Source organism: Streptomyces recifensis, assembly GCF_002154615.1.
In the GTDB taxonomy this organism is placed as follows: domain Bacteria; phylum Actinomycetota; class Actinomycetes; order Streptomycetales; family Streptomycetaceae; genus Streptomyces; species Streptomyces griseoluteus.
In genome coordinates this window covers 1-10,269 of sequence record NZ_MUNH01000505.1, presented here as the reverse complement: position 1 = coordinate 10,269, position 10,269 = coordinate 1, and the positions used below count along the sequence as shown (strand labels likewise).

Here is a 10,269-nt window from a genome sequence, read left to right as displayed (position 1 = left end):
GCACCCCCCAGCGCGACGGCACCGAGGACCTCCGTGTCCGGCTGGCCCGCTGGACGCTCAGCGAGGCGGAACTCCTCGGCGTCACCGGCCGGGGCGCCCTCTCCAGCCATGGCCGGGCCCTGCTGGGCGCGGCCCCCGAGCCGGACGGCACCCCTCTCTCCTCCGCCGAACAGCACACGGCCATCGCCGTCGGTCTCCTCGCCCCCCTCCTCCCCGAACCCCTGGACCACGTCCTGCTCCAGGCCGACCTGACCGCGGTGGCCCCCGGCCCGCTGCTGCGCCCCCTGGCCGAGATGCTCGGGGTGCTCGCGGACGTGGAGTCCAAGGGCGGCGCGACCGTGTACCGGTTCACCCCCGCCTCCGTCCGCCGGGCCCTGGACGCGGGGCAGACCGCCGCCGACCTGCACGCCTTCCTCGCCCAGCACTCCCGCACCCCGGTGCCGCAGCCGCTCACGTATCTCATCGACGACGTGGCCCGCAGGCACGGTCACCTCCGGGTGGGCGTCGCCTCGTCGTACGTCCGCTGCGACGACGACTCGGTGCTGAACGAGATCATCGCCGACAAGCGGGCCGCCGCCCTGCGGCTGCGCCGCCTCGCCCCGACCGTGCTGGCCGCGCCCTGCGACCCGGCGACCCTGCTGGAGGGCCTGCGCTCGCTGGGCTACGCGCCCGCCGCCGAGTCCGCCCAGGGTGATGTACTGATCACCCGCGCCGACGCCCACCGCACTCCGCCGCGCACCGCGCCCGAGCCGGTGCCGGAGGGCCCGCCCGCCCCGGACAGCGTGCTGCTGACGGCCGCCGTCCGCGCCATCCGGGCCGGCGACCTGGCCGCCACCACCCCGCTGAAGGCGCCCGGCCCCCAGCCAGCAGGCGGCGAACTCCCCCGCACCAGCCCCGCCGACACCCTGGCCACCCTGCAGGCGGCCGTCATGACCGGCGAGGCCGTGTGGATCGGCTACGTCAACGCCGACGGCGCCGCCAGCCAGCGCGTCGTCGCCCCCATCCGCGTCGAGGGCGGCTTCGTCACCGCCTACGACCACACCGCCGACGAGGTCCGCACCTACCCCCTGCACCGGATCACCGGGGTGGCCGAGCTGGCGGAGGACTGAGCCCGAGGAGCAGCCCGTAGGCCCCCGTATCACGCGCGCATCAGGCACACTGGAGGTTTGGCCGCGCGGAAGGATGGCACACGTGAACGGTCCGCTGATCGTCCAGTCCGACAAGACCCTGCTCCTGGAAGTCGACCACGAGCGGGCCGACGAATGCCGTCGGGCCATCGCGCCCTTCGCGGAGCTGGAACGGGCCCCGGAGCACATCCACACCTACCGGCTCACCCCGCTCGGCCTGTGGAACGCGCGGGCCGCCGGGCACGACGCCGAGCAGGTCGTCGACGCCCTGGTGCAGTACAGCCGGTATCCGGTGCCGCACGCCCTGCTGGTCGACATCGCCGAGACCATGGACCGGTACGGCCGGCTCACCCTGAGCAAGCACCCGGCGCACGGGCTGGTGCTCACCACCACCGACCGGCCGGTGCTGGAGGAGATCCTGCGCTCCAAGCGGGTCACGCCGCTGGTCGGCAACCGGATCGACCCGGACACCGTCGCCGTGCACCCCTCCGAGCGGGGGCAGATCAAGCAGACCCTGCTCAAGCTGGGCTGGCCCGCCGAGGACCTCGCCGGATACGTGGACGGCGAGGCGCACCCGATCGACCTGCGCGAGGACGGCTGGGCGCTGCGTCCCTACCAGAAGCAGGCCGTGGAGAACTTCTGGCACGGCGGCAGCGGTGTCGTGGTGCTGCCCTGCGGGGCGGGCAAGACGCTGGTCGGCGCCGGGGCTATGGCGCAGGCCGGGTCGACCACGCTGATCCTGGTCACCAACACGGTCTCCGCCCGGCAGTGGAAGCACGAGCTGGTGAAGCGGACCTCGCTGACCGAGGACGAGATCGGCGAGTACAGCGGCACCAAGAAGGAGATCCGGCCGGTCACCATCGCGACCTATCAGGTGCTGACCACCCGCCGGAAGGGTGTCTACCCGCACCTCGAACTCTTCGACTCCCGTGACTGGGGTCTGATCGTCTACGACGAGGTCCATCTGCTGCCCGCTCCCGTCTTCAAGTTCACCGCCGATCTCCAGGCCCGCCGCCGCCTCGGTCTGACCGCGACCCTGGTGCGCGAGGACGGCCGCGAGTCCGATGTGTTCTCCCTGATCGGGCCCAAGCGGTTCGACGCGCCGTGGAAGGAGATCGAGGCGCAGGGCTACATCGCGCCCGCCGACTGCGTCGAGGTCCGGGTGAACCTCACCGACTCCGAGCGGCTCGCCTACGCCACCGCCGAGACCGAGGACAAGTACCGCTTCTGTGCCACCACCGCGACCAAGCGGAAGGTCACGGAGGCGATCGTGCGCCGGTTCGCCGGGCAGCAGGTTCTCGTGATCGGCCAGTACATCGACCAGCTGGACGAGCTGGGCGAGCACCTGAACGCGCCAGTGATCAAGGGCGAGACCTCCAACGCGCAGCGGGAGAAGCTCTTCGACGCCTTCCGCGAGGGCGAGATCAGCGTGCTGGTCGTCTCCAAGGTCGCCAACTTCTCCATCGACCTGCCCGAGGCCACCGTCGCCGTCCAGGTGTCCGGCACCTTCGGCTCGCGGCAGGAGGAGGCCCAGCGGCTCGGCCGGGTGCTGCGGCCCAAGGCGGACGGCCACCGGGCGCACTTCTACTCGGTCGTCGCCCGCGACACGATCGACCAGGACTTCGCGGCCCACCGCCAGCGCTTCCTCGCGGAACAGGGGTACGCCTACCGGATCGTCGACGCCGACGAGATCCTCGCGGAGGGCACGAAGGAGAACTAGGACCCGGCTACGGGTCCCCGAGGGCGTCCCCGTATCTGCGGTGGACGCCCGCCTCCTCGCCGTACTCGCCGAGTATGACCACGCCGAAGGCGGCCTGCGCGTAGACCTTGATCGCGCGCAGGGCCTCGCCCAGGAGGTGGCGGTGGTCGCGGCCGGCCACCGCGGAGGCTCCGGACGGACGGGACGGGGCGGGGTGAAGGGTTGCTGCGCTCATGTCTCCATGGTGAGACTTCCGGCATAAGTCCGGAATACACCCACGGGCCGGTTCTCAAAGCGATCCCTCTGCACCCGTGGGTGGAGCCCGCCCCTAGACGCCGCCGCCCGGACCCCCTAGGGGTATGGGCTCAGGACCCGTCCGCGTGCACGGCGTAGACGTACCGCTTCCCCGCGTACTCGCTCAGGTTCCAGATCACCGACTCGGCGAACGACCAGCCCGAGGCGCCGCTGGTGTGGTAGCTGAGGTCCTCGCAGCCGATGGCCAGGTTGCACACCGTGCTCGCGGTCGCGGCGCCCGACGTGAAGGTGCGCAGCGCGCCCGCGCCGGAGGGGCCGTTGCTGACCGAGAGATAGTGCTTGCTGTTGCGGGAGACGATGCCCTGGATCTTCTTCTGGGCGACCGTGACCGCCTCGCTCGGCGTGCCCGAGGACAGCGAGCGGTTGGTGTAGTCGAGGTTCCAGCGCACGACCTTCGGCGTGGTCGTGGGCGCGCCCGTACCGGTCCACGAGGTGCCCGAGTAGTCGACCGCGCCATCCTCGGAGTACTCGCTCACCACCAGACTGTCGGGGGTGCTGGCGCGGTCGAGGCCGATCGCCGAGTAGCGCAGGTACTTGCCGGTGTTGTCGTACGCGCCGCTCTGCGGGAGCACGTACGAGTAGCCGTAGCCGTAGTAGGTGCCGTCGACCAGGCCGCAGGAGTCGGTCTGGGTGGTGTCGACCTGGAAGAGGGTGTTGAGGTCGAAGACCCGGAGGCCCTTGTAGGTGTCGACCACGTACAGCAGGTTGCCGTACCAGAGGATGCCGCCGGCGTGCTTGCGTATGGGGTTGAAGGAGAACTCGCCGCCGGCCGTCTTCACCGGCTCGACCAGCAGGACGTGGCGGTAGGTGGGCGCGGAGGCGGAGTTGTGGTTGACGAAGGTGAGCCGCAGGCCCTTGTCGAGGGGGTAGTTGTCGGTGCCGTCGTCGTCCGGGTCGGTCTCGAAGTACCAGGAGACCAGGACGGCCTTGTTGCTGCCGCCGTCGGGGTAGACACCGTTGCCGTAGGCGTCGGCGCTGGTGGTGACGCCCTGCGGAATCCAGTAGTCGACGGCCTGGTCGCCGCTGTCCCAGGTGAAGCCGGCCGCGAACGCCTGGGACGTGCCCGGCGTGCTGGTCAGGCGGGTGGCCTTGCGGTTGGTGTCGGCGAGGACGGCGGTCGCGTCCACCGTGGTGAGCTTGGCCGCCAGGCCCGCGTTCAGGTCGGCGAACTCGCCGTAGGAGTTGCCCGTACGGGTGGTGAGGGCGAACTGCGCCGGGTCGATGGTCGCGGCGTGCGCGACGGAGGGGGCGAGGACGGCCCCGGCCGCTCCGACGAACGGTGCGGCGGCGATTCCCCGGAGGATACTTCTGCGCGTCATGGACATGGCGGCGAACGTATGTCCTACATGATCAGCGGCACAAGCACGGGCGTTCGACTTGGGAGCGGGTCCGGGCGGGATTCGGACGCGCCCGGATATTCATTGGCCCCGGCCCGCCCGCCGCGCCTACAATCTCCGCTCTTGCCCGCCTCCCCTCGGAGTGCCGCCGCCCGGCCGGTAACCGGACGGCACCCTTCAAGGCCGTATCCGGCCCCGTGACCACGCAGCAGGTACCACCGGAGGCACTCCCTTGTCCGCGACCGCGCCCGACCCGCTCGACGACCCCCGCGCCCCCCTGACCCGCGAACGCACCCACCTGGCCGACTCACGGGCCGCCCTGCGCGCCATGCGGGAGGACGTGGAGGCGCTGGACATCAAGGACGTCGCCGCGAACTGGGTCAACGCACAGGTGCTGACCCGCCAGATCGACGAACGGATCAAGGCGCTGGCCGACCTCAGCGACACCCCGCTGTTCTTCGGCCGGCTCGACTACCTGCACGCGCCGGGGGCGGAGCGGGCCGAGGGGGCCGAGGAATCAGAGAGGCGCGAAGCGCCTTCCTCGCAAGGGCGGCGATGGGAGACGGGTGGGCGGTTCTACATCGGGCGCCGGCATGTGCACGACGCGGACGGCGACCCCATGGTGATCGACTGGCGCGCCCCGGTGTCGCAGCCGTTCTACCGGGCGTCCAAGAAGGACCCGATGGACGTCGGGCTGCGCCGCCGCTTCGGCTACACCGGCGGCGAGCTGACCGCGTACGAGGACGAGCACCTGTCGGACCCCTCGGAGACGGCGGCCACCAGCAAGCTGCTCCAGCAGGAGATCGAGCGGCCGCGCGTCGGCCCTATGCGGGACATCGTCGCCACCATCCAGCCGGAGCAGGACGAGATCGTCCGCAGCGGGCTCGGCGGCACGGTGTGTGTGCAGGGTGGCCCCGGTACGGGCAAGACGGCGGTCGGTCTGCACCGGGTCGCCTATCTGCTCTACGCGCACCGGGAACGGCTCGCCCGCACCGGCACCCTGGTCATCGGGCCGAACCGGTCCTTCCTTCACTACATCGAGCAAGTGCTGCCCGCACTCGGTGAGTTGAGCGTGCAGCAGGCCACCGTGGACGATCTCGTGGCCCAGGTCGAGGTGCGCGGCACGGACGAGGCGCGGGCCGCCGTGCTCAAGGGCGACGCCCGGATGGCCGAGGTGCTGCGCCGGGCGCTGTACGCGCAGGTCACGATGCCGACCGAGCCGGTCATGGTGGTGCGCGGCTCGCGCCGCTGGCGGGTCCCGGCGTACGAACTGGAGGAGATCGCGCGCGAGTTGCTGGGGCGCGAGATCCGGTACGGCGCCGCGCGCGAGGCGTTGCCGCAGCGGATCGCGCACGCGGTGCTGGTGCAGATGGAGCGGGCCGGGGAGGCGCCGGACGACCGGGTGCAGGACGCGGTCGCCCGCAACAGCGCGGTCAAGGCCGTCGTGAAGGCCGTCTGGCCGCCCGCCGATCCGGCCAAGCTGGTGCTGCGGCTGCTGTCCGACGGGGAGTTCCTCGCCGAGCACGCGGCCGGAATCCTGGACGAGGAGGAGCAGAAGGCCGTGCTCTGGGCCAAGCCGGTGCGGAGCGTGAAGTCGGCCAAGTGGTCCTCCGCCGACGCGGTGCTGATCGACGAGGCGGCCGACCTGATCCAGCGCACGCACTCGCTGGGCCATGTCGTGCTGGACGAGGCGCAGGACCTCTCGCCCATGCAGTACCGCGCGGTCGGTCGCCGCTGCACCACCGGCAGCGCGACCGTCCTCGGTGACCTCGCCCAGGGCACCACCCCGTGGGCGACCCGGAGTTGGGACGAGGCACTGGCGCACCTCGGCAAGAGCGAGGGCGTGATCGAGGAGCTGACGGCGGGTTTCCGCGTCCCCACGGACGTGATCACCTACGCCTCCCGGCTGCTCCCCCACATCGCGCCCGGCCTCACCCCGGTCGCCTCCGTCCGTGAGAACCCCGGCTTCTTCGAGGTGCGCGCGGTCGACGGAGTAGCCGAAGTGGTCTCCGCCTGCGAGGAGTTGCTGCGCAACGAGGGCTCGACCGGTCTGATCGCCGCCGACGCCCGCGTGCCCGCCCTCGCCGAGGCCCTGACGGCGGCCGGGATCGGTTTCCTCGCGCCCGGCGAGGAGACCACCGAGGAGACCCGGCTGACCCTGGTCCCGGCCTCGCTCGCCAAGGGCCTGGAGTACGACTACGTGGTCCTGGACGAGCCGCGGGCCGTGGTGGACGGCGAGCCCGACGAACGCACGGGCCTGCGACGGCTGTACGTGGCACTGACCCGGGCGGTGTCGGGGCTGATCGTGGCACACACCGGCCCACTGCCCGACCAGCTCACGGGCGGAGCGGCCGGGTAGAGCGCTGAGCCCGTCCCCTGCCATGTCCCGGCGCCGGGGCCTCTGTCGAGCGTCCCGCCGCCACGGCTACGGAAGGGGCCTCGCAGGCCGCGATCCGGTCCCGGCGCGGTACGCGTCTCCTCCACGTCCGCCAAGGGATCACGCGCCCCGAGCCGCCCCTACGGCTCCAGCCCCCTGCGTTCCTCGCCCGACGCGAAGCCCAGCCAGGTGTGCCGGTTGCCGGCCCAGCACCAGCCGACCTTGGGGGCGTCGCGTCGCTCGCGTCCGTCCCGGCCGGTGCCGTTGCTGATCCAGAGCGCGGGGGTGCGGGCGTCCAGCGTGCCGTTCGGTTTGCGCAGCCGGGAGCCGATGGTCATGAAGCAGTGATTGCGCTCCAGCACGTCCGGCCGCTGGAGCACCCAGTGAATGCCCTCGGTCAGCAGCAGCGGCGTGCGGGACGCGGCGGTGAGCGCCAAAAGTGCCTCGTCCGGGCTCCAGTTGGCCATGTCGTCGCCCCGGTCGACCCCGCTGACCAGGTACAGCGGGGTGTCCGGCAGGCCGATGGTGTCGAGCGGCGCGAAGAGGTCGACGTCGGTCATGTCGGTGACGACGAACCCGGCCCTGTCCCGCCGCCGGAGCAGCGGCGCGAGTACGGAGGCGGGGGCGAGGTCGGGACGGACGGCGAGGAGGAAGTCGCCGTCCCCGGCCCCCTGCGCCGCCGCCCGGACCTCGGCGGCCGGCAGTCCCGCGATCTCGTGCACCCCCAGCTCGATCAGCCGCTCGGCCTGTGTACTCAGGGGGGTGAAGGTCTGCGTGGTCTGCGTGGTCTCGGACACGATGCTCCCAACGACAGCGGTGTGCACGGGCGCAGGCCCAACGAACCGCCCGCCCGGAACATTCCCGGCAGGACCGGCTACTCCCCGTCGAGCATTCCCCGCCACACCCCGACGGCGTCGGCGCACACCGGGCCGGCCCACCCCTGCGGCCGGGCCGCGCCACCGATGTGGAAGGCGTCGATACCGGCCGACCGCAACTCCGGCACGTGCTCCAGCCGGAGCCCCCCGCCGACCATGATGCGCGGCTCGTATCCCGGCGTGCCGGTGTGCGCGGCCTCGGCGGTCAGCGTGTCCAGACCCTCGTCCACACCCGTCGCCGCGCCCGCGGTGAGGAAGGTGTCCAGGCCCGGCAGTCCGCTGAGCCGCTTGCGCAGCGCGTCGCGGTCGGCGGCGCGGTCGATCGCCCGGTGGAAGGTCCAGGGGCAGCCGTCCAGCGCGTCGACGACCCGTTCGACCGCCGCGAGGTCCACGTCCCCGTCCGGGTCGAGGAAGCCGAGGACGAACTGGTCGGCGCCCGCCGCCCGCAGTTCGGCGGCCGTGCCGGTCAGCCGGCCGAGGTCGCCCGCCGCGAACCCGTCCGACAGCCGCAGCATCACGCGCAGGTCGATCGTGACGGCGGCGCGGATGGCGGCCACCACGGCGGGGTCGGGGCTGAGCCCGTCCGCCGCCATGTCGGTGACCAGTTCCAGCCGGTCCGCGCCTCCCGCCTGGGCGGCGACCGCGTCGTCGACCCCGAGAGCGATCACCTCCAGGACCGCACGCTTGCTCATGGCACCCCAATTCCGACGCGGCTACAGGTCTAGTCCAATTCCAGGGTACGCCCCGCCCCCGATCACCGGAACAATGGACGCATGGCCGACGCAGACACCGCAGCAGACCTCGGGCTCCGCTTCGCCCGCGCCCTCGAAGCCGCCCGCGCGCCCGGCGGGGGCCCGGACCCCGCCCCGTACGCCGGGAACCTGATCGCCCGCTGGGAGGAGCCGCAGCGGCGCTATCACACGCTCGCCCACCTCACGGCGGTCCTCGACCGGGTCGACGCGCTGGCGGAGTACGCCGACGACCCCGACCTCGTACGGCTGGCGGCCTGGTTCCACGACGCGGTGTACCTGCCGGACCGGTCGGAGAACGAGGAGCGCTCCGCGCGGCTGGCCGAGCGGGCCCTGACCGAGGCCGGGGTGCCGGCGGCGAAGGTCGCGGAGGTGGCCCGGCTGGTGCGGCTCACCGTGGGCCACGACCCGGCCGAGGGCGACCGGAACGGGCAGGTGCTGTGCGACGCCGACCTGGCGATCCTGGCTGCGGCGCCGTCCGCGTACGCCGCCTACACGGCCGAGATCCGCGAGGAGTACCACTTCGTGCCCAACGACGCCTTCCATGAGGGCCGTTCGGCGGTACTGCGCCAACTCCTGGACCTGCCGAGGCTGTTCCACACCCCCTACGGGTCGGAGCACTGGGAGGCGACCGCCCGCTGGAACCTCGCGGGAGAGCTGGAAATGCTGTCGCCCTGACTCGGGGCTCACCCCTAGGGTGCCGTCCATGCGAGCGATGAGCGGGGACCAGGTGACCGAGGCCGTGCGCGGCTGCGTGACGACGCTGCGCGCGGCCGTCGACCGCGACTGGACGGCTGTCCGCGCCGGCGGTGTGGAGTGGGACTGCCACGTCACCGCCCTGCACGTCGCCGAGTGCCTCCTCGCCTACGCCGGCAACCTCGTCGGCCACGCGCGGGACGCCTACGTACCCTTCGAGATGCGTCTGGAGGACGGCACCGGCAACGACGGCCTGCTGCACGTCCTGGAGACCACCGGCGCCCTGCTGGCCGCCGCGGTGAACACCGCCCCGCCCGGCGACCGGGCCTTCCACCCGTACCCCTTCCGCAGCGCCGACCGCGAGGGCTTCGCGGCGATGGGCGTGGCCGAAGTGCTGCTGCACACCTACGACATGGCCCAGGGCCTCGGGCTGGAGTACACGCCCGCCGATAGCCTCGCCGAAGGTGTGCTGACCTCCATCTTCCCGCACGTACAGCCGGGCCCGGAAGCCTGGCCGACCCTGCTGTGGGCCACCGGCCGGGGGGAGCTGGCGGGCCGCCCGGCGGTGGACAGCTGGCGCTGGCGCAACAACCTCGTCATCCCGGCCGACCGCCTCACCCTCACCGGTCTGCGCCCGGCCGCCGCCCGCGACCTGCGCCTCGGCGGCGACGGCGGCTTCACCTGGCTCGGCGGCGCCCCCTACGAGGGCACCCGCGAGGCCGCCGGCTTCCTGGTCAAGGCATACGAAGCGGGCGTCCACAGCCCCGAGTTCGGCGTCTTCACCCTGATCCGCACCGAGGACGGCCTGGCCGTCGGCGGCATCGGCTTCCACGGCACCCCCGACTCCGAGGGCCGCGTCGAAATCGGCTACGACCTCGTCCCCGAGGCCCGCGGCCAGGGCTATGCGACAGAGGCGCTCCGCGCCCTGACGGAATGGGCCGTCGCCCGCGACGACGTCCACCAGATCATGGCCACCGTCCACCCCGACAACCCCGCCTCCGAACGCGTCCTCGCCCGCGCCGGCTTCCACCGGGCGAACACGGAACAGGAGGAGGCGGCCCGCACGGAACACGACACGGAGACCGGCCTACGCC

At 72.5% G+C, this 10,269-nt stretch carries 9 protein-coding genes; 5 read left to right on the top strand and 4 right to left on the bottom strand.

Annotation, left to right across the window (positions count from 1 at the left end):
• Together CCN33_RS24240 and CCN33_RS24235 are read left to right on the top strand one after the other, a co-directional pair.
• On the top strand, positions 1-1,109 hold a 1,109-nt coding region (locus CCN33_RS24240; RefSeq protein ID WP_140394648.1), incomplete at its 5' end, for a helicase C-terminal domain-containing protein.
• Positions 1,110-1,191: 82 nt separating this feature from the next.
• Positions 1,192-2,847 (top strand): DNA repair helicase XPB, encoded by a 1,656-nt coding sequence (locus CCN33_RS24235; RefSeq protein ID WP_086695615.1) that lies wholly within the window; start codon positions 1,192-1,194, stop codon positions 2,845-2,847.
• Positions 2,848-2,854: 7 nt separating this feature from the next.
• On the opposite strand, the gene CCN33_RS24230 is transcribed toward CCN33_RS24235, so the two are convergent.
• Both CCN33_RS24230 and CCN33_RS24225 read right to left on the bottom strand, forming a co-directional pair.
• Positions 2,855-3,061, bottom strand: coding sequence for a hypothetical protein (locus CCN33_RS24230; protein ID WP_086695614.1), 207 nt, complete (start codon positions 3,059-3,061; stop codon positions 2,855-2,857).
• Positions 3,062-3,191: 130 nt separating this feature from the next.
• Complete coding sequence (locus CCN33_RS24225) at positions 3,192-4,460, bottom strand: hypothetical protein (protein WP_140394647.1); 1,269 nt, start codon at positions 4,458-4,460, stop codon at positions 3,192-3,194.
• Between the two features lie 250 nt (positions 4,461-4,710).
• On the opposite strand from CCN33_RS24225, the gene CCN33_RS24220 reads away from it, so the two are divergent.
• On the top strand, positions 4,711-6,837 hold the full coding sequence (locus CCN33_RS24220) for a HelD family protein (RefSeq protein ID WP_086695612.1): 2,127 nt from the start codon (positions 4,711-4,713) through the stop codon (positions 6,835-6,837).
• A 158-nt stretch (positions 6,838-6,995) separates the two neighbouring features.
• Here CCN33_RS24220 and CCN33_RS24215 read toward each other — a convergent pair whose 3' ends face one another.
• Both CCN33_RS24215 and CCN33_RS24210 read right to left on the bottom strand, forming a co-directional pair.
• Positions 6,996-7,652 carry a DUF5701 family protein gene (locus CCN33_RS24215; protein WP_086695611.1) on the bottom strand — a complete coding sequence of 219 codons (657 nt, stop codon included), beginning with the start codon at positions 7,650-7,652 and terminating at the stop codon, positions 6,996-6,998.
• Between the two features lie 77 nt (positions 7,653-7,729).
• Complete coding sequence (locus CCN33_RS24210; protein WP_086695610.1) at positions 7,730-8,422, bottom strand: copper homeostasis protein CutC; 693 nt, start codon at positions 8,420-8,422, stop codon at positions 7,730-7,732.
• A gap of 81 nt (positions 8,423-8,503) precedes the next feature.
• Here CCN33_RS24210 and CCN33_RS24205 point away from each other — a divergent pair, with 81 nt between their 5' ends.
• Both CCN33_RS24205 and CCN33_RS24200 read left to right on the top strand, forming a co-directional pair.
• Positions 8,504-9,157, top strand: coding sequence for an HD domain-containing protein (locus CCN33_RS24205; protein WP_086695609.1), 654 nt, complete (start codon positions 8,504-8,506; stop codon positions 9,155-9,157).
• A gap of 28 nt (positions 9,158-9,185) precedes the next feature.
• Positions 9,186-10,269 (top strand): GNAT family N-acetyltransferase (locus tag CCN33_RS24200; RefSeq protein ID WP_425275865.1); only part of this gene is annotated, 1,084 nt, incomplete at its 3' end.

Excerpts from the sequence above, each read along its gene's own strand:
- CCN33_RS24230 (WP_086695614.1), bottom strand. The coding sequence starts at position 3,061 with ATGAGCGCAGCAACCCTTCACCCCGCCCCGTCCCGTCCGTCCGGAGCC.
- CCN33_RS24225 (WP_140394647.1), bottom strand. The coding sequence starts at position 4,460 with ATGACGCGCAGAAGTATCCTCCGGGGAATCGCCGCCGCACCGTTCGTC.
- CCN33_RS24210 (WP_086695610.1), bottom strand. The coding sequence starts at position 8,422 with ATGAGCAAGCGTGCGGTCCTGGAGGTGATCGCTCTCGGGGTCGACGAC.
- CCN33_RS24205 (WP_086695609.1), top strand. The coding sequence starts at position 8,504 with ATGGCCGACGCAGACACCGCAGCAGACCTCGGGCTCCGCTTCGCCCGC.